Origin of the sequence: Oceanimonas aquatica (assembly GCF_030732065.1) — a bacterium.
Lineage (GTDB): Bacteria > Pseudomonadota > Gammaproteobacteria > Enterobacterales > Aeromonadaceae > Oceanimonas.
On record NZ_JAVBHX010000001.1, the window covers coordinates 240230 to 259072 of the forward strand.

Below are 18843 nucleotides of genomic sequence, written 5' to 3' on the forward strand. Positions count from 1 at the left end.
CCGGACCAGGGGCCCGCAGCATGTACAAGAGGATTCCAGGATGGGACAGTTCGACGCCTTGTTTCAACCCATGAACATCAACAAGCTCACCATTCGCAACCGGGTTGTGAGCACGGCCCATGCCGAGGTGCACGCCACCGACGGCGGCATGACCACGGATCGTTACGTCAAGTATTACGAGGAAAAGGCCAAGGGCGGCCTGGGCCTGGCCATTTGTGGCGGCTCCAGCGTGGTGTCGATCGACAGTCCCCAGCAGTGGTGGAGCTCGGTCAACCTGAGCACCGACCGCATTATTCCCTATTTCAAGAACCTGTCTGACGCCATGCACAAGCACGGCGCCAAGATCATGATTCAGATTACTCACATGGGCCGGCGCTCCCGCTGGGACGGCTACAACTGGACCACCCTGCTGTCGCCGTCCGGTATTCGCGAGCCGGTGCACCGCGCCACCTGCAAAACCATTGAGCCGGAAGACATTGAGCGCATTATCGGCGACTTCGCCCAGGCTGCGCGCCGGGCCAAGGAAGGCGGTCTGGACGGCGTGGAAGTGTCCGCCGTGCACCAGCACCTGATCGATCAGTTCTGGAGCCCGCGGGTTAACAAGCGCACCGACGAATGGGGCGGCAGCTTTGAAAACCGCATGCGCTTTGGTCTGGAAGTGCTCAAGGCCATTCGCGCCGAAGTGGGCCCCGACTTTGCCGTGGGCATGCGTATTTGTGGCGACGAGTTCCACCCGGACGGCCTCAGCCACGACGACATGAAGCAAATCGCCAAATACTACAACGACACCGGCATGGTGGACTTCTTTGGCGTCATTGGCTCCGGTTGTGACACTCACAACACCCTGGCCAACGTGATCCCGAACATGAGCTATCCGCCGGAGCCTTTCCTGCACCTGGCGGCGGGCATCAAGGAAGTGGTCACCGTGCCGGTGATCCACGCCCAGAACATCAAGGATCCGAACCAGGCCCAGCGCATTCTCGAAGGCGGCTATGTCGACTTCGTGGGCATGACCCGGGCGCACATTGCCGACCCGCACCTGATTGCCAAAATCAAGCTGGGTCAGGTTGACCAAATCAAGCAGTGCGTGGGCGCCAACTACTGTATCGACCGTCAGTATCAGGGCCTCGACGTACTCTGCATTCAGAACGCGGCTACCTCTCGCGAGCACCTGGGCATGCCCCATCTCATCGAGAAGACCGACGGCCCCATTCGCAAGGTGGTGGTAGTGGGCGGCGGCCCCGGCGGCATGGAAGCAGCCCGCGTGGCGGCCGAGCGTGGCCACAAGGTGGTGCTGTTTGAAAAGGCCCCCGAGCTGGGCGGACAGATCACCCTGGCGGCCAAGGCGCCCCAGCGCGACCAGATTGCCGGCATTACCCGCTGGTATGCCCTGGAGCTGGCTCGCCTCAAGGTGGATCTGCGCCTGAACACCGCAGCCGACTTGCCAGCCATCATGGGCGAGCAGCCCGACGTGGTGATCCTGGCGGTGGGCGGCACGCCCTTCCTGGAGCAGGTGCCCGAGTGGGGCGCCGACGAAGGTCTGGTGGTGAGCAGTTGGGACATCCTTTCCGGCCGAGTGGAGCCGGGCAAAAACGTGCTGGTGTACGACACCATTTGTGAATTCTCCGGCATGTCGGCGGCCGACTACCTGGCCTCCAAAGGCAGCCTGGTAGAGATCGTCACCGACGACATCAAGCCCGGCGCGGCCATTGGCGGCACCACTTTCCCCACCTATTACCGTTCGCTCTATGAGCGTGAGGTGATCATGACCTCCGATCTGGCGCTGCACAAGGTGTACCGCGAGGGCGACAAGCTGGTGGCGGTGCTGGAGAACGAATACACCGGCCAGAAAGAGGAGCGGGTGGTGGACCAGGTGGTGGTGGAGAACGGCATTCGTCCCGACGAGCGGCTCTACTACGAGCTGAAGGGCGACGCCGTCAACAAGGGCCAGATTGAGCTGGAAGCCCTGTACGACGGCAAACCCCAGCCGGCGCTGGCCCAGCACGGCCAGGGTTACCTGCTGTACCGCCTGGGCGACTGTGTGTCTCAGCGCAACACCCACGCCGCCATCTACGACGCCCTGCGTCTGTGTAAAGACTTCTGAGTCAGGGGCCGGGGGCAACCCCGGCCCTGTGAGGTGCCCGCTATGTTCGAGCCTGTGATCCCTTATTTGTTAACCCTGGCCTTTACCCTGGCCGCCATCGGTGCCGCGCGCCGGGTGCGGCTGTGGCGCCGGGGCCAGGCCAACCCCGTGGCCTTCTGGCAGGGGCTGGCCGCCATGCCGCGTCGTTATCTGGTGGATTTGCACCATGTGGTGGCGCGCGACAAGTACATGTCCAACACCCACGTGGCCACCGGCGGCGGCTTTGTGCTGGCGCTGGTGCTGGTGGTGCTGGTGCACGGCCTGGGCCTGCACAGCGCCTGGCTGGTATGGCCGCTGCTGGGTGCCAGCCTGCTGATGACCATTGGCGCGTTGTTTGTGTTGAAGCGCCGCCGCAAGCCCGCCAGTGAACTGCCCAACTCCCGGCTGTCGCGCGGCCCCTGGCAGCGGTTGCCGAAAAGCCTGCTGGCGTTCTCGCTGGGCTTTTTTATCGCCACCCTGCCGGCCGCCGGCATTTTGCCCGACGGCACCGGCAGCACCCTGCTGGGCCTGCTGCTGCTGGCAGTGTGTGCCTGGGGCCTGGGCGAGCTGGTGTTTGGCATGGCCTGGGGCGGCCCCATGAAGCACGCCTTTGCCGGTGCCCTGCACCTGGCCTTTCACCGTCGTCCGGCCCGCTTTGGCGGTGGCCGTGACACCGGCCTGAAAGCCCTCGACATGAGCGCCGACAAGCTGGGCGTGGAAAAGGTCACCGACTTTAAATGGAACCAGTTGCTGGGCTTTGACGCCTGTGTGCAGTGCGGTCGCTGCGAAAGCAAGTGCCCGGCCTTTGCCGCTGGGCAGCCGCTCAACCCCAAAAAGCTCATTCAGGACATGGTGATCAGCCTGGCCGCCCAGGAAGAAGTGAGCTACCGCGGCAGCCCCCACCCGGGCCAGGAAAACGCCGCCCGCACCGGTTGCCCCGACAAGCCGCTGGTGGAAAGCATGCTCGACAGCCAGACCCTGTGGTCGTGCACCACCTGCCGCGCCTGCGTGGAAGAGTGCCCCATGATGATTGAGCACGTGGACGCCGTGGTGGACATGCGCCGCTACCTCACCCTGGAGCGGGGTCAGACCCCGGGCAAGGGTCAGGAAGTGCTGGAAAATCTGATTGCCACCGACAACCCGGGTGGCCTGGCCCCAGCCAGCCGCAGCCACTGGGCGGCGGACCTCAACATTCCGCTGCTGAAGGACATTGGTGAAGCCGACGTGCTGCTGTGGGTGGGTGACGGCGCCTTTGACATGCGCAACCAGCGCACCCTGCGGGCCCTGGTGCAATTGCTGCGCGCCGGAGGTGTGGACTTTGCCTACCTCGGCAACGAGGAGCTGGACTCGGGCGATCTGGCCCGCCGGCTGGGCGACGAAGCCACCTTTCAGCGGCTGGCCAAGGTCAACATTCAGACCTTAAGCAAATACCGCTTTAACCGCATTGTGACCGCCGATCCGCACTCGTTGCAGAGCCTGGGCACCGAATATGCCGAGCTGGGTGGTGACTACACCGTGCTGCACCACAGCGAGCTGCTGGCGGAGCTGCACCAGCAGGGCAAACTGGCGTTCAGCAATGGCCAGACCGGCAGGCTGACCTACCACGATCCCTGCTATCTCGGCCGCTACAACGGCGTGTATGACGCACCCCGCTACCTGCTCGACCAGCTGGGCTTTGCCCGCACCGAGATGGAGCGCAGCGGTTTCCGTTCCCGTTGCTGCGGCGGCGGTGGCGGCGCGCCGGTGACCGACATTCCCGGCGAGCGCCGCATTGCCGACATGCGCATGGACGATGCCCGGGCGGTGGACGCCGAGCTGATGGCGGTGGCCTGCCCGCAATGCACCCTGATGATGGAAGGGGTGGTGGAGCCGCGCCCGGAGGTGAAAGACATAGCCGAGCTGCTGCTGGAGGCGTTGGTTCAGCCCGCCGAGCAGCCGCGCGAGAAGGAGGAAGCCCATGTCTGACGTCATTCGCAAGGATCCGCGCTCGGCCTGGATTGCCCGCAATCGGCTGCATCCGCGCCATGGTGAGCTGAGCGGCCAGCCGAGCCGCGGCCCCACCGGGCTGTTGCGCAAGAACCCGCGGCCCCAGTGGCAATATGGCCCCAGCGGCCTGCGCCGGCTGGACAGGGCCAACCTGCAGGGCGGCGGCGTTACCCAACTGGTGCGCAAGGCCAGCGAGCAGCCGCAACTGCCGCTGCACCGAGTGGACAATCCGCAGCATTACATTGCCGTTTGGCTGCCGCTGTCCGGCGGTCGCCTGACCGCCCACGGCAAGGACGTGCTGGGCCTGGCCCAGCAACTGGCGGCGGCGCAACATCAGGCCACGGCGGTGCTGGGGCTGGTGTGCGGCGAGCTGAAGGAAGGCATTGAGGAAGCGGGCGTGGATCGGCTGCTGCAACTGCACGGGGTGGACGGCTATCAGCCGGAAGCCTGGACCGAGCTGTGCCTGCAGGCCGACGGCGACTATCAGCCGCTGCACTGGTTGTTCCCCGATGCCGGCGAGTCGGCCGAGCTGGGCCGGCGGCTGGCGGTGGCCTTGGGCGAACGCCCGGCCACCGGGGTGTGGAAGTGGCAAGGCGAGCAGGTAATTGCCCGCAGTGGCGCCGGCCATCAGGACATTACCCGTCCGTTGTGCCGAGTGCTGCTGCCGCTGGAAGAGTGCGCCATGCCCTGCACCGAACACCGTTACGAAACGCTGCCGGTGGAATTTGAGGCCGACCGCCTGCCGGCGGCCCGGGTTAAGGATTTGGGCCGGGTGGCGGTGGATCCTGCCGACATACCGCTGGCCGAGGCCGAGTTTATTCTCTCCGCCGGCAACGGCGTGCACGACTGGGATCAGTTCCACCAGGCCGCCACCCTGCTCGGCGCCGCCGAGGGGGCCAGCCGGGTGGCGGTGGACGACGGCTTTATGCCGCGCAGCCGCCAGGTGGGCGCCACCGGCACCTGGGTGAGTGCCCGGGTGTACATTGCCGTGGGCATTTCCGGCGCCGTGCAGCATTTGCAGGGCATTGGCAAAGTGGAGAAGGTGGTGGCCATTAACCAGGACGCTGACTGCGACATGGTCAAGCGGGCCGGGCTGAGCGCTATTGGAGACAGCAGTGAAATTCTGGCGGCGCTGATGGCCCTGGCCTCAGCCCAGCCGGCGGGGGAGGTGAGTGATGCAGCCTGAATACTTTAACATTGCGGTGCTGGTGAGTGAGGGCCGCCACCCGGTGTCGGGCCGCGCCCGCCGCGCCCTGCAGGACGCCTGCGCCCTGGAGCTGGCCTTTGCCCTGGGCGGTGAGCTGGAAGTGATCCACGCCGGCGATCCGAGCCGCCCGGCACTGCACGACTACCTGGGCATGGGCCTGGAGCGGCTCACCGTGCTGCGCCAGTCGCCGGACGACGACGCCCTGGCGGTGCTGGCGCCTTACCTGGACGAGCAGCAGCCCGACTTGCTGCTTACCGGCATTCACGCCGAGCAGGGCGAGGGCTCGGGCATGCTGCCCTACCTGCTGGCCGAGCACCTGGGCTGGCCGCTGGTGACCGGTATTGCCGCCATAGAGTCGATTGAAGATGATCAGGTGACCCTGTTGCAGGCCCTGCCGAGAGGCCAGCGCCGGCGCATTACCACTAAGCTGCCACTGGTGGCGAGTGTGGACGAAGCCGCCGCCAGCCCCCGCCAGCTCGCCTTTGCCCGCGCCCGGCGCGGTGAAATTGAAGAGCAGCAACCGGGCGCCGCGCGCCGCGATGCTGAAAGCCGCGGCTGGAAATGGCAAGACGCCAAACCCAGGCCCAAGCGCCTGAAAGTGGCCCGCGCCAAAACCGCCGCCGACCGCTTCAAGCAGGCCACCGCCAAGGCTCAAGGGGGCAAGGGGCAGATCATTCGCAACGACCCCCAGGCCGCAGCCCAGGCCATTTACGACCTGCTGGTGGAAGAAGGGGTACTGCGCAAATAAACACTTGTCTTGGGGAAGACATCGTAACCACGCCGGCCAAAAGCCGGCGTTTTTAAATCTGTTTTCGTCATTCACCGTGCAGACGGGGACGGGAATCCGGAACACGGCGCAAGATACTGACAGCAACGCAGTGCTGGCAGATGCGCATGGACCCCGGCCCTCGCGCGGGTGACGGGTTTGGAGCGCAGGCGAGAAAAATGCCGTCATGCCCATAAAGCCGGCGTTTTTTAAGCGTGGCGTGTGATCCTGCTTCGTGAATCGTGCTTAACTGGAGACAGCCGTTACACACCACAGGGAGCGACCATGAAAATCCACCATAAAGCCGGCACACCGAGTTCAAAGCGCGTGAATATTTTCCTGCGGGAGCTGGGCATTGAGATAGAGAGTGTTGAGGTTGATCTTCGCGCCGGCGAAAACCGTTCGGCCGCGTTCAGGGAGAAGGCGCCGAACGGTTTGATCCCGGTGCTGGAGCTGGACGATGGCACCTGCATCTGCGAAAGCCTGGCCATTTGCCGCTATCTGGATGCCACCACCCCCAACAACAAGGCGCTGTTCGGGCGCACACCGCTGGAGCAGGCACAGGTAGAAATGTGGCAACGAATTGTGGAGCTGCAGGGCCTGGTGCCGGCCTTTCAGGCCTTTCGTAACCTGTCCGGCTTTTACAGCGATCGCGAAAACTGCATCAAGGAGTGGGGAGAGGAGTCGCGCCAGCGACTGAAACAGTTTCTGCCGGTGCTGGACACGCAACTGGGCAAACACACCTGGCTGGCCGGTGAGCACTTCTCCGTTGCCGACATTACCGCTTGGGTGCTTTGTGGTTTTATGCAAAATCTGGAGCTGACCGTGGATGACAGCCTGCCGCACCTGAAACGCTGGCACCAGCAAATGGCCCAGCGCCCTTCGGTGCAGTAGCGACCTGGTCAGCCCAGGTGAGGGCGGGGCGCTGCCATACATCACGGCATCGGGTGGTTGCTCAAGCCGCAACGAGTCAGCATGCTAACCATCACAGGTAAAACACAACTCATACCCGACCGAAGGAAACACGGCATGACCCCACCCACACTGGGCATTTTAGGTGTTGGCCACCTGGCCACTTATACGGTAACCGGTCTGCGTAACGGCGGAGATCAACGGCGCATTATTCTGAGCCCGCGCAATGCTCAGGCGGCCAGCCGGCTGGCCGAGCAGTGCGGGTGCGAGATTGCCGATTCCAACCAGCAAGTGGTGGAAGGCAGTGACATGATTCTGCTGGCGGTACGACCACAGAGCCTGAGCGAGCTGGTGCAAGGGCTGACCTTCAAACCCGGCCAGGTTGTGATCTCGGCGATGGCGGGCGTGTCGCTGCAGCAGTTGCGGCACTACCCGGCGTTGCAGGGCGCTACCCTGGTGCGCGCCCTGCCGCCGGCCAGTGTGGAAGTGGGCGCCGGACCGGTGCCACTGTTTCCGGCCAATGCGGCCGCCGAAACCCTGTTTGGCACCATGGGCAAGGTTATTGTGCTGGAGTCGGAAGCTCTGTTTGATGTTGCGCTGGCCCACGGCTGCCTGCATGGTTGGAGCTATTTTCTGGTGCAGCAGCTTATTGACTGGAGCATGGACCAGGGAATGAGCAAAGAGGCCGCCAGACAAATGGTGGTGCACTCCATCGGCAGTGCCATGGCGCTTGCCGAATCCCGCCCCGAGCTCGACTACGGCGATATTGGCAACGCCATTGCCACCCCCGGCACCTTTACCCTGAAAGGCATAGAGCAGATCAGAGCGACCAACGGCCTGCAGGCCTGGTGCGACGCCATGGATACGGTCAGCAAACCAGAATAACTCCGGAAGAAACATACTTCTGACATTCCCGAATTTCACTCTGTCATTCCCACTTCATCCGTTATTCCCACGAAGGTGGGAATCCAGAACAGGCGCCTCCGGTTCTGCCTAAGGCGCCCCTCATTCAGCCCCCCACAAAACTACAAATCCACCCCAAACAAGGTCAAACTACCTGCATCACACCCATAAAACCAAAACCCCATGCCCCAAACTAACCACCAAAAGCAAACCCGAGCCAAACTCGACCGCCTCGCCTGGCTGCTGGACAGCGCCATTCGCCTGCCTGGCGGCTTTCGCATTGGCCTGGACGGCATCATGGGTTTGGTGCCCGGGGTAGGGGATCTGGCCGGCGCCGCACTCTCAAGCTACATACTGCTTCAGGCCGCCCGCATGAAACTGCCCGCCGGCGTACTGGCGCGCATGGGCTTTAACGTGCTGCTGGAAGTGCTGATCGGCAGCATTCCAATACTGGGTGATCTGTTCGACTTTGGCTTCAAGGCCAACCGTAGGAATGTGAGGTTGATGGGGGAGTATTTTGAGCGGAGGTAATAGGGGAACAACGCTTCCATCAAGTTCCGGTGAAAGGTTTGTTAGTTGCGGTCATAATAAAATAAATCTTATTACCCAACTAACATCGCGATATACTCATTTTCGTGAAACTGCAATGGAATATAATATCTTCCTTCAAGTAACCATGTATCGATATCGTCACTCACTTGTTCAGCATGTTCTATTACTTGATAAAAAGATAGATTTCTATACCAATATGAATTTGCGGAAGATGGTGAAATGTGCCACTTGCTTTCAAGTGATTGCATATTTCTCACTAACTCTTGTTTTATTGATAACCTCTCTTCATGTGAAACGCATTCTTTGTAATAACCTACGATAGCAAAATCTAGTTCAGAAAAAACAGTCTGAAAAATATAATTTTCCTTATTGTTTCCACCAAAGTCCCACTCAAACCAATGTTTATATGCGATGTTCCATAGTTCGTATCTTCTGGCAGTGTCGGAATGTTTAACAAACTCCTTCAAGCATTCACTTAAAATTTTGCGGCTTTCATTGTCAGCGTGCTTACTAATAGATATTGACTTTATATAAGCTTCGAGGTTTTCACTATTTGTTGTAGTTGCTAGCATTTTCCCGAGTGCGGTTTGTATATTAGGGAAGCGTAAAGGATATTTATTGAAGACAACCATCCACTTAATGAACTTATCATTATCAAACCCAACCTTCCTGAATATGGTAGACAGCAGATCATTGTTGATATCACTAAGGTGGTTGCGAGCTTTGTGATGACTAAGTGTTGAATATACACTAGTAAACTGCAAAATATCATTTTGGGTTTCAGAGCCTATAAAGAAAGCTGTTTCTGTTCTGAGGTGGTTCATTATATGCATGAGTATCGGTATGTCATTGCAGTTTTCAAATGTAGATATTAATGTGCACCTGTCATAATAATCTAGAATGTGAAGTAGCTGTATGCTTTCACAACTTAGTAAAGGGCTGTTATTGAACAATTTCCATAGTTCTGCAATCCCTACCCAATCTTTACTTGATATGGCCAATAAAAAACTTTCAAGGCTCTCCTTTTCATATATGGGAACTTCCAAGTCATTACAAACCTTAAATTCACTTTTCAGTCGTGATAATTGATTGCTAGAGTATTCTATTACTTCATGGCTTAGAGGGATTTCATGTCTTGATAAAGCTCTCCAAAAACAGCCGTTCACATCAAGAAAACCTGCAATATTCAAATTTACTATTAGCTCATTTATGCTTTTAACTCCGATATTTGACCAGTTTTTCAATCGGTTAATACAGAAAGCAATTAGACTGACAGCATCTTCCAAATTTTCATGGCTAATTTTAAGTTCGTTTGGCTTGCAATATTTCATGTGACTTATATATTCATATTTATTGTCTAGTTCCATATGGAAGTTTCTAAGGAACTCTTCACTGACAGTTTCATCAGGAGTATATTCATAAGTGGTGAAATTAGATTCATTTTGATCTTTACTAATTGCTTTCTCAACAAGTTGACCAAGGGTGACTTCGTAGCTATTCATTGATGCTTCCATATTAAGTTATTTTGCTCTTTTAGTTGATCCCACAGCTCTATAAATGAATCAGCGATAAGTTGACCATCGTCAATTTGTTGTAATATATGATGCTGCTTACCAAGACTGTTGACGGATGTTCCTAATGACCATGCAAGTACTCCTTGAACTGTATAAGGGAAAATAAGAAAACGGTCGTGAAAGTTCCACCCTGAGTTACCAATGCGAGCCCTAAATTCAAGGTTGATTCCATATAGATTTGAATCCAAACTCTCTAATATACTCTTTTGCTTAGACAATTGTTCACTTTTACCTACTGCCCCATCACCTGAATCACACTTATCGTTAAATGTACTCAAGTTTGTTAGTGCCCTCAATTCAGAACCATAATGAGGACAATGAAATAGGGTTTTTAAAACATCATTTGCGTCTAAGTATGGATCCCAAAGCCAAACCCCCCTTTCCCCATATTGGCTAATTAATGACCTAATATCAGATATCGCCTTTTGGTGTTCTTTCTCTACTTCTCCTACTTTAGGTTTGTATTGGATAAACTTTTTTTGTTTAGCAAGTTTAATTTTTTCGTCTCGATATAGCCTTTTCTTAGTCCAGTCATCATGACTCGGTTTCTTCTCACCGACACTGTTAGTTTGGTTGTGGTTAACTGTAATTCTTACATCTTTTTCTACACCCTTAATATTAATCTTAAAGACACGAGGCTAATTTTCAATAATTCTCATGTTATATGATACTGTTGATATAAAGGAGCTTGGTCGAGTGGCAGCCAAAATTAAGTTATTTTCATCATCCCATAGAACTCCTTTGTGTGGACCTTGATCACTGCTCATGGGGATGATCAATTCAGTTCCATTGACTTCGTATGACCCATATCCATTAATTACTTTATCGTATTCCATATCACAGTTAACCCTTAGTTTTCTATGCTTTGCTAAAGGGTTAAAAACAATGCGAAGTTTTAAATTATTCTCGATCTTAGAATGCTGGAAGCGGGCTTGAAGTATGGTGACGGGAATTTGCACTAGGAAATTACCAAGTCGGTCAGTAACACTAGCTAATGAAATGGGGGTGTACTGCTGAATTTGCTCAGACAAGTCTTGAAGTAATGCGGGAGACTCTAACAAAGGTATAATTTTATTCTTAGTAGAGTTTTGAAACTCCACAATGTGTGATCCATTCCAAAAATTATTTTTTAGTACTTTACTTAGTGGTACCTCATCGAATGAGTCCGGTGGCGCAAACTTTGGTGGTTGTAATATAAGAGTGTCTGTTATAGATTGTGATTTTCCTGATGCTGACCAAATGCTATCGTCCTTTAACTTATTTAGATCGCGCAATATATCATTGATACTTTTCGTGTATCGCAAAACGCCAAAACTCCAGCCTTTTAGCTTCTTTAAAAATATTCGATTTTCATTAAGAATCTTTGGTTTTTCTAAATCTTCATCAATCCTGTTTTCAGCAACAATGATCGTAAATATGTTTTGAACAGATTTATCTGGCAAACAGCCAAACACTTCAGTTACTTCAACTCTGTCATATATTCCTAAAACACCATTATCTAACAACCTTTCTAATTCTTTCATTAGTGTCACATAATTCCATTCTTGGTTTAAGTAGGGCGAGATTTTCACAAGAGACTAATTTTTATACCGCGCGTGTACATATTTGTTCAGCTGAAACTGTATGATTACTTTCCTTAATTTTATGATTTACGGTATTGAAAATAAACTTTAATGCTTTTTGAAGTGTGGAAAACGAGCATGCTCATTTTTGCTTAGGTTTTGTTCACTATCTGATTAAGGAAAAAGACTAACTTTATGATCTTCCGTTCAATTTTTTAGTTAATCTGTACTTTTTGAGCATGCCTGCATAGCGCTATATGCATGGTTATCTTATGTATAAAAAAATAGGCTACCGCCCCTCACTGTGCTGAGGCGTAAGCGCATGCCTGAAGTACTCTTTTGAGGCCGTATTTTTGTCGTATGAGGCTGAAAAGGCAATGGGGGAAGGGCATTTTGCGAGGCGGGTGTTTGAGTTTGGTGGGTTTGTGGGTGGTTTTTGGTGATGTGCGGCGGTTAGGACTGGGTGTTTGGGGTGAGTTTGGTGGTGGCTGTTCTGGGTTCCCGTCCCCGCCTTCGCGAGGATGACGTTCCTTCGCGGGAACGACGGGGGAGGTGCGGGAATGACGGGGATGGAGTAACAGTGTACGGGATCGAGTTAGGCGCCGCCTGCTCTGGGTTCCCGTCCCCGTCTACACGGGGATGACGTTCCTTCGCGGGAATGACCACCAATAAAAAAGCCGGCCATGGTGGCCGGCTTTGATGTTGCTTAGCGGGAATACCGCTCGGCGCGTTTGCCGCGCAGTTTCTTTTTCTTGGGGCCGGCTTTTTCGGTGCCGGTTTTTTTCAGGCGCACCGGGCTCGGGCTGCGCTTCTTGTCACCGTCAATGCGGTTTTTTTTGCCCTTGGCGCGGCCGTCACCGCTGCCTTCCAGCTCAATGATGGTGGCGGTGGCCTTGTTGGAGCGGCCGGAGAGTACCTTGCGCGAGATCTTTTTCAGCAGCTCATCCCGGTTGGAGACTTCATAGCCCGGCTTGTTAATGCGCTTGATGGGGGCGCCAATCAGCTTCTCAATGCGTGCCAGGGTTTGCTCTTCTTCCCGGCTTACCAGGGAGATGGCCTTGCCCGGGGCGCCGGCGCGGCCGGTGCGGCCAATGCGGTGCACATAGTCTTCCGGCAGGTAGGGCAGGTTGAAGTTCACCACCTGCTCCAGGCCCTGAATGTCCAGGCCGCGTGCGGCCACTTCGGTGGCAATCAGCACCTGCAGCTTGGCGGATTTAAAGTCGGCAATGGCCCGGCGGCGGCTGCCCTGGCTCTTGTCGCCGTGGCACACGGCGGCTTCAATTTTGTTTTTCTTCAGACCGGCCTGCAGGCGGTCGGCCTGCTCCTTGGTGCTGGTGAACACCAATACCTGAAACCAGTTTTGCTCGGCCAGCAGCTGCTCAAACAGCTCAATCTTGCGGCTTTCTTCCACCGGATACACCGCATGGCGCACGGTGTCGGCGGTGCTGTTTACCCGGGTTACGCGAAGTTGCTGATGGTTATGCAGCACCTTGTGGGCCAGCTCGTTCACTGCCGGCGAGGTGGTGGCGGAAAACAGCAGGGTCTGGCGCTTGGGCGCGGTCAGCTGCATCAGCTTGAGCACGTCGTTGATAAAGCCCATGTCGAGCATGCGGTCGGCTTCATCCAGTACCACAAATTCCACGTCGGTCAGGGCCACGTTGCCCAGCGTAATGTGTTCCATCAGCCGGCCGGGGGTGGAGATCACCAGGTCGGTGCCGGCGCGCAGCTTGTTGGCCTGGCCGCCCATTTTCACGCCGCCATACAGCGCGGTCACGCTCAGGGCCAGGTACTTGGCATAGGCGGTAATGTTGTCTGCCAGCTGCTCGGCCAGCTCCCGGGTGGGAGTGAGGATCAGCGCGCGCGGGCGGCGCTCCACCGTGGCCCTGGGGTTGTCGAGCATGCGCTGCAGCACGGGAATGGCAAAGGCGGCGGTTTTGCCGGTGCCGGTCTGCGCGGTGACCTGCAGATCGCGGCCGCGGCGGGCGGGCACAATGGCCTGGGTTTGTACCGGGGTCATTTCACTGTAGCCACAGTCTACGAGCGCCTGTTGCAGCTCGGGGGCCAGATCCAGAGATGAAAATTGCATAAGAGTTCCTCTGTAGAGTCGCTACAGTCAAAAAATCGAGGGTGGAATATACGTTATTTTGCCGTCGGGGGAGAGGGTTAATTGTGGTTTTTGCTTATTTTTTGCGCTTTTTAACTGTTCGTGAATGGCGAACCGCGTTTGGAGTGAAACAGGAACGGTAACCAGTTCAATGATGGGTGCTTTTTGCATGAAAGGCGCCCAGGTTTGTCGGGCCTTCTCGCCTGCACTCCGGCCACCGGCTTCACCCTTGTTTTTCAGGCATTGACGCCAGTTTTTGATGCTTATCAATGGCGCGTACCATTGACAGCGGATAAGCTTACCCGGTTTCGGCACATTTGAATCCACAGATGCCGTAGCTGAAAAACGACCGAACAGGGATGAGGGTTAGGGTGTCGGGCATGATAGCAAGCACGGAAGCGGGTTACCTGGTCAGTTCGTATCTGGCCTGGAGTGCAGTGGTCGCGCTGTTGGTGCTGGCCGGGGGCTGGGCGTGGTCTCATTGGCGTCATCGGCGGGCGGCAATCCGCCATCATGGCGTGGAGCAGAGTGTACGGGAGCGGGCAGACTCTTTTCGTTATCTGGTAGAAACCGCCCACGAGGGCATAGTGGTGGTGCAGAACAAGCGGCTGGTGTACCTGAACCCGCGCATGTGTGAAATGACCGGTTACAGCGAGGCCGAGTTGAAAGCGCTGCCCACCTTTATGCCGCTGATCGACCCTTCTGCCCGTGAAGTGATGCTGGCCAACCACCTGCGCCGGCTGTCGGGTGAGCCGTCCCCCCAGCGCTACGAAAGCCTGTTTCTGAAAAAAGACGGCACCAGCTATCCCATTGAGTTGAGCGGGGTCTCCATTGTCTGGAAGGGGGAGCCGGCCACGCTGAACATGGTGACCGACATTTCGGCCCGCAAGGAGGCCGAGCAGAAAATGCAGTATTTGGCCCATCACGACAGCCTCACCGGCCTGCCCAACCGTTATATGCTGCACGAACGCCTGCAGCAGGCCATTGCCCTGGCGCAACGCACCGGGGTGCCGCTCGCCGTGCTGTTTATCGATCTCAATGGTTTCAAGCAGGTCAACGATACCCATGGGCACGATGCAGGAGACAGCCTGCTGCAGCAGGTGGCCGGGCGCATCAGGCCCCTGTTGCGGGATTCAGACACCCTGGCGCGCATGGGCGGAGACGAGTTTGTGATTTTGCTGACCCAGATAAAGCAGCCCGAGGATGTGGCGCTAACCACTGCGCGCATTGAGGCGGCCATGGCGCCTGCGTTTGAAATCAACGACCAGGCGCTGCGCTGCGGTTTCAGCATGGGGGCGGCGCTCTATCCAAAAGACGGCACCACGGCGCAGGCCCTGCTGAACCGGGCCGATCACCAGATGTACGCCCACAAGCACCGTTATTATCAGCGCGAGGCGCTACTCCAAAGCTGAAACCCAAAGCACCTTTGCGGGCGGGGTGGCTGCCGCGTTATTCGCAATTCCAATAGACTCCATTCAAATATTTAATTTTTCAATAAGCTGGCGGGCTTCTACCATGCCGGAATGGGGTTTTATCCCTTTCACCTGGTTGACGCGGTTACCTTACTCGCCGCTTAGGAGATATCCATGTCGCTTGCGCGTTTTTCCATTCATGGTTTTTGGTTGGGAGCCTTGCTGATGTCACTGATGACCCATGCCGCCGGCGGCGAGCCGGAGCAACAACTGAGGGCGGCCGCCATCAATGGCAATGCCGCTGCCATTAGCACCCTGCTGGACGCCGGCGCCAAGCTGGAAAGCCGGGACGACAACGGCCGCACCGCGCTGATGCTGGCCACCCGCCGTAACCAGGTTGAGGCAGCCCGGCTGTTGATTGCTGCTGGCGCCGATGTAAACGCCAAGGATGATATCAACGACAGCCCCTACCTTTATGCCGGCGCCAGTGGCTATAACGAGATTCTTGAACTCACCCTGGCCCATGGCGCCGATCTCGCCAGCACCAACCGTTATGGCGGTACCGCGCTGATCCCCGCCGCCGAGCGCGGCCATATCGACACGGTAAAAATGCTGATCGCCGCCGGGGTGGACGTAAACCACATCAACCGGCTGCACTGGACCGCCCTGATGGAAGCCATTGTGCTGGGGCAGGGCGGGCCGGCCCATACCAGGATTGTGGCGCTGCTGCTGGAGGCCGGTGCCGATCCGAATATTGCCGACGCCGACGGCATTACTCCGCTGCAACATGCCCGCCAACGCGGCTACACCGGAATGGTGCAGTTGCTGGAGCAGGCTGGCGGCCGCTGATGCGCTTTTTTATTGCTTAACCGGAACATATTGATGACCTCACAATCCCGCTCTTTTGTTGTTGGGCAGGGCGCCATGCTGCTGCTGGTGGTGCTCGTTGGCCTGAATCTGCGCCCCTTTATTACCGGCCCCGGCCCGGTGATGGAGATGATCCGCACCGGCACCGGCCTCAGCTATGTGGGCATATCGCTGATCACCCTGCTGCCCTTTTTGCTGATGGGCGTGGGGGCGTTTGTATCGCCTCACTTGCAGGCCAAATGGGGCACACGCCGGGGCCTGCTAACGGCGCTGGCGTTGCTGATGCTGGGCTCGGCCTTGCGGGGCATTGCCGATAACGGCGTTACCCTGCTGTTTACCGCTTTGCTCTGCGGCATGGGCGTGGCCTTTGTGCAGTCGGTGTTTCCCGGCATCATCAAGCAGCAGTTTGCCGGGCGCATGGCCATGGTCACCGGCCTGTATTCGGCAATGATCATGGGCGGTGGTGCCATTGGTGCCCAGCTTACGCCCTGGCTGGCGGGGGCCGAGCATAACTGGCAGCAGGCGCTGGCCTGGCTGGCGGTGCCGGTGGCGCTGGCCTGGCTGTGCGCCCGCCGAGTGCTGGCGGAGCAGGGCGGCAACCGTCCCGAGCCGGGGCTGGCAGGGCGGCTGCTGGCCCGGCCCCGAACCTGGCAACTGATGCTGTGTTTTGGTTTTGTGAACGCCGGTTACTCCACCATGGTCACCTGGCTGGCCCCTTACTATCAGCAACTGGGCTGGAGTGCCGCCAGCAGCGCCGGCCTGGTGTCGGTCATGGCGGTGGCCCAGGCGGTGTCGGCGGTGGGCATTACCCTGCTGGCCCGGGGCCAGGACCGTCGCCCCTGGCTGTGGCTGACCCTGCTGTTGCAGTTGGTGGGCTTTGCCGGTTTGTTGCTGCAACCAGAGCTGGCCCCCTGGCTGTGGGTAGCGGTGTGCGGCATGGGCCTGGGCGGCAATTTCTCCATGTCGCTGGTCACGGCACTGGATCACCTTCCGGTGCCCCAGCAGGCGGGGGTGCTCACCGCGCTGATGCAGGGCGGCGGCTTTTTGCTGGCGGCCTTGGGGCCCTTGGCGGTGTCGCTGCTGCTGGAAAGCACCGGCACCTTTGCCGCCGGCTGGACCCTGCACCTGGGGCTGGTAAGCGTGGTGCTGCTGACCACTTTGCGCTTTAACCCGCGCCGCTACGCCCAGGCCATGGCCAGCGCCTGAGGCCGGCTACAGGCACGTCGCCCGGCCGTTATCGTGGAGCCGGGTGGCGCCTTTCTTCCATGCGCAGAGCTCATGCGAGCCTGAGTTTTCGTCGCTTTTTCTCCTGTAATACATGTGACATTTTATTAACATTCCTGCTCCTGCGGGAAGGAATGGCTGCGCACAAGGGCGCACATGGACAAGTGTCACTATTACCAGGGGTAAATCATGAACAGTGCTGGCATGTTTTCGTCGGTATCTTCCAACAGAAAGATTGATCCTTCCCGTCGCCGGGGCCAGTTCAAGCCCGATGGCTCTCTCAACGACAACGACCGGGTCGAGATAGGCCCCACCGAGCTGGCTTTTGCCGAGTGGGAAGCGCTGGGCATTACACCGCCCACCCTGAAGCGCATGCGCGAATACCGGCTGCAGCGGATTGTGGCCGAGCTGCAAAAGCGCGATCTGGCCGGGGTGCTGCTGTTTGACCCGCTGAATATTCGCTACGCCACCGACACCACCAACATGCAGTTGTGGATCACCCACAACCATGCCCGCGCCTGTTTTGTGTCGGCGGCCGGTTATGTGATTTTGTGGGACTTTCACAACTGCGAGCATCTGTCGGCCCACTTGCCGCTGGTAAAAGAAGTGCGCGGCGGGACTGCCTTTTTCTATTTTGAAACCGGCAACAAAACCGAGCAGCACGCGGCCCAGTTTGCCGCCGAGGTGCAGTCGGTGCTGCGGGAGCACGGCGGCAGCAACAATCGCCTGGCGGTCGACAAGATTGAAATGGCCGGCTTTACCCAGTTACAGCGCCTCGGCATTGAACTGTTCGACGGCCAGGAGGTAATGGAGCTGGCCCGCGCCGTTAAGAACGAAGACGAAATCAACGCCATGCGTTGCTCCATTGCCTCCACCGAAATTGCCATGAAGCTGATGCAGCAGGCCTCGGTGCCCGGCGTCACCGAAAACGACATCTGGTCCATTTTGCATGCGGAAAACATTCGCCGCGGCGGCGAGTGGATTGAATGCCGCATTCTGTCTTCCGGCCCCCGTACCAACCCCTGGTTTCAGGAGTGCGGCCCCCGGGTGGTGCAGCAGGGTGAACTACTGGCCTTCGACAGCGACCTGATAGGCCCCTACGGCATGTGCGCCGATATTTCCCGTACCTGGCTGATTGGCGACGGCGTGCCCACGGCGGAGCAGAAACACCTGTACCGGGTTGCCCATGAGCATATTCAGTACAACATGAGCATATTAAAGCCGGGCATGAGCTTTCGGGAAGTGACCGAAGCCGGCCTGCTGTTGCCCGAGGCCTACCGGCCCCAGCGCTACGGCGTGATGATGCACGGGGTGGGGCTATGCGATGAATATCCCTGTATTCGTTACCCCGAAGATCTGGAATGCCATGGCTACGATGGGGTGCTGGAGCCGGGCATGACCCTGTGCGTGGAGGCCTATGTGGGCGCCGTGGGTGGCAAGGAAGGCGTGAAGCTGGAAGATCAGGTGCTGATCACCGAAACCGGTGTTGAAAACCTGACCTCCTATCCCTTTGAGGCGGCATTGCTGGCCGACTAATGGCCGTTTGTACATCCTTTCACCGCTTTACATTCATTTCGCTCCCGCGTTCTGCGGGAGCCTGTTAGTTATATTTTCGACGAAGATGCCTGCGATCACGTTACTGCTTTCCGGCC

Annotated in this window: 14 protein-coding genes and 1 pseudogene; 11 read left to right on the plus strand and 4 right to left on the minus strand. The window is 57.3% G+C overall.

Annotation, left to right across the window (positions count from 1 at the left end):
• Positions 1–40 precede the first annotated feature (40 nt).
• The 7 genes from dgcA to Q9290_RS01195 all read left to right on the plus strand — a co-directional run bounded on the left by dgcA (position 41) and on the right by Q9290_RS01195 (position 8427).
• A complete protein-coding gene (dgcA, locus tag Q9290_RS01165; RefSeq protein ID WP_306077801.1) occupies positions 41–2104 on the plus strand; it encodes a dimethylglycine demethylation protein DgcA in 2064 nt (687 codons plus the stop codon).
• Positions 2105–2146: 42 nt separating this feature from the next.
• Positions 2147–4087 carry a (Fe-S)-binding protein gene (locus Q9290_RS01170; RefSeq protein WP_306077802.1) on the plus strand — a complete coding sequence of 647 codons (1941 nt, stop codon included), beginning with the start codon at positions 2147–2149 and terminating at the stop codon, positions 4085–4087.
• Positions 4080–5294 (plus strand): electron transfer flavoprotein subunit alpha, encoded by a 1215-nt coding sequence (gene etfA / locus Q9290_RS01175; RefSeq protein ID WP_306077803.1) that lies wholly within the window; start codon positions 4080–4082, stop codon positions 5292–5294. Before Q9290_RS01170 ends, etfA begins: the two co-directional genes overlap by 8 nt.
• Positions 5284–6063 carry an electron transfer flavoprotein subunit beta gene (gene etfB / locus Q9290_RS01180; RefSeq protein ID WP_306077804.1) on the plus strand — a complete coding sequence of 260 codons (780 nt, stop codon included), beginning with the start codon at positions 5284–5286 and terminating at the stop codon, positions 6061–6063. Before etfA ends, etfB begins: the two co-directional genes overlap by 11 nt.
• Before the next feature lie 303 nt (positions 6064–6366).
• The gene (locus tag Q9290_RS01185; protein ID WP_306077805.1) at positions 6367–6975 is read left to right on the plus strand and encodes a glutathione S-transferase family protein; all 609 of its coding nucleotides are present in this window, start codon (positions 6367–6369) and stop codon (positions 6973–6975) included.
• A gap of 135 nt (positions 6976–7110) precedes the next feature.
• A complete protein-coding gene (locus Q9290_RS01190) occupies positions 7111–7878 on the plus strand; it encodes an NAD(P)-binding domain-containing protein (RefSeq protein WP_306077806.1) in 768 nt (255 codons plus the stop codon).
• A gap of 201 nt (positions 7879–8079) precedes the next feature.
• Positions 8080–8427 carry a DUF4112 domain-containing protein gene (locus Q9290_RS01195; protein WP_306077807.1) on the plus strand — a complete coding sequence of 116 codons (348 nt, stop codon included), beginning with the start codon at positions 8080–8082 and terminating at the stop codon, positions 8425–8427.
• 71 nt (positions 8428–8498) lie between these two features.
• Here the strand turns inward: Q9290_RS01195 and Q9290_RS01200 are convergent, their stop codons facing one another.
• From Q9290_RS01200 to Q9290_RS01215, 4 genes and pseudogenes are all read right to left on the minus strand, one after another.
• Positions 8499–9950 (minus strand): hypothetical protein, encoded by a 1452-nt coding sequence (locus Q9290_RS01200; RefSeq protein WP_306077808.1) that lies wholly within the window; start codon positions 9948–9950, stop codon positions 8499–8501.
• Positions 9947–11545 (minus strand): annotated as a pseudogene (locus tag Q9290_RS01205) (VPA1262 family N-terminal domain-containing protein). Before Q9290_RS01205 ends, Q9290_RS01200 begins: the two are co-directional and overlap by 4 nt.
• Positions 11546–12290: 745 nt before the next feature.
• Positions 12291–13670 carry a DEAD/DEAH box helicase gene (locus Q9290_RS01210; protein ID WP_306077809.1) on the minus strand — a complete coding sequence of 460 codons (1380 nt, stop codon included), beginning with the start codon at positions 13668–13670 and terminating at the stop codon, positions 12291–12293.
• A 27-nt stretch (positions 13671–13697) separates the two neighbouring features.
• Positions 13698–13958, minus strand: coding sequence for a hypothetical protein (locus Q9290_RS01215; protein ID WP_306077810.1), 261 nt, complete (start codon positions 13956–13958; stop codon positions 13698–13700).
• 110 nt (positions 13959–14068) lie between these two features.
• On the opposite strand from Q9290_RS01215, the gene Q9290_RS01220 reads away from it, so the two are divergent.
• The 4 genes from Q9290_RS01220 (at position 14069) to dddP (ending at position 18727) form a co-directional block, all read left to right on the plus strand.
• Positions 14069–15100 carry a diguanylate cyclase domain-containing protein gene (locus tag Q9290_RS01220; RefSeq protein ID WP_306077811.1) on the plus strand — a complete coding sequence of 344 codons (1032 nt, stop codon included), beginning with the start codon at positions 14069–14071 and terminating at the stop codon, positions 15098–15100.
• A gap of 225 nt (positions 15101–15325) precedes the next feature.
• A complete protein-coding gene (locus tag Q9290_RS01225; RefSeq protein ID WP_306077812.1) occupies positions 15326–15949 on the plus strand; it encodes an ankyrin repeat domain-containing protein in 624 nt (207 codons plus the stop codon).
• Between the two features lie 33 nt (positions 15950–15982).
• A complete protein-coding gene (locus Q9290_RS01230) occupies positions 15983–17173 on the plus strand; it encodes a cyanate transporter (protein ID WP_306077813.1) in 1191 nt (396 codons plus the stop codon).
• Between the two features lie 207 nt (positions 17174–17380).
• Positions 17381–18727 carry a dimethylsulfonioproprionate lyase DddP gene (gene dddP / locus Q9290_RS01235; protein WP_306077814.1) on the plus strand — a complete coding sequence of 449 codons (1347 nt, stop codon included), beginning with the start codon at positions 17381–17383 and terminating at the stop codon, positions 18725–18727.
• The last annotated feature ends 116 nt before the right edge of the window (positions 18728–18843 follow it).

Coding starts and splice junctions, on each gene's coding strand:
- dgcA (WP_306077801.1), top strand. CDS start 41: ATGGGACAGTTCGACGCCTTGTTTCAACCCATGAACATCAACAAGCTC.
- Q9290_RS01225 (WP_306077812.1), top strand. CDS start 15,326: ATGTCACTGATGACCCATGCCGCCGGCGGCGAGCCGGAGCAACAACTG.
- etfA (WP_306077803.1), top strand. CDS start 4,080: ATGTCTGACGTCATTCGCAAGGATCCGCGCTCGGCCTGGATTGCCCGC.
- Q9290_RS01190 (WP_306077806.1), top strand. CDS start 7,111: ATGACCCCACCCACACTGGGCATTTTAGGTGTTGGCCACCTGGCCACT.
- dddP (WP_306077814.1), top strand. CDS start 17,381: ATGAACAGTGCTGGCATGTTTTCGTCGGTATCTTCCAACAGAAAGATT.
- Q9290_RS01200 (WP_306077808.1), bottom strand. CDS start 9,950: ATGAATAGCTACGAAGTCACCCTTGGTCAACTTGTTGAGAAAGCAATT.
- Q9290_RS01230 (WP_306077813.1), top strand. CDS start 15,983: ATGACCTCACAATCCCGCTCTTTTGTTGTTGGGCAGGGCGCCATGCTG.
- Q9290_RS01220 (WP_306077811.1), top strand. CDS start 14,069: ATGATAGCAAGCACGGAAGCGGGTTACCTGGTCAGTTCGTATCTGGCC.
- Q9290_RS01185 (WP_306077805.1), top strand. CDS start 6,367: ATGAAAATCCACCATAAAGCCGGCACACCGAGTTCAAAGCGCGTGAAT.
- etfB (WP_306077804.1), top strand. CDS start 5,284: ATGCAGCCTGAATACTTTAACATTGCGGTGCTGGTGAGTGAGGGCCGC.
- Q9290_RS01170 (WP_306077802.1), top strand. CDS start 2,147: ATGTTCGAGCCTGTGATCCCTTATTTGTTAACCCTGGCCTTTACCCTG.
- Q9290_RS01195 (WP_306077807.1), top strand. CDS start 8,080: ATGCCCCAAACTAACCACCAAAAGCAAACCCGAGCCAAACTCGACCGC.
- Q9290_RS01210 (WP_306077809.1), bottom strand. CDS start 13,670: ATGCAATTTTCATCTCTGGATCTGGCCCCCGAGCTGCAACAGGCGCTC.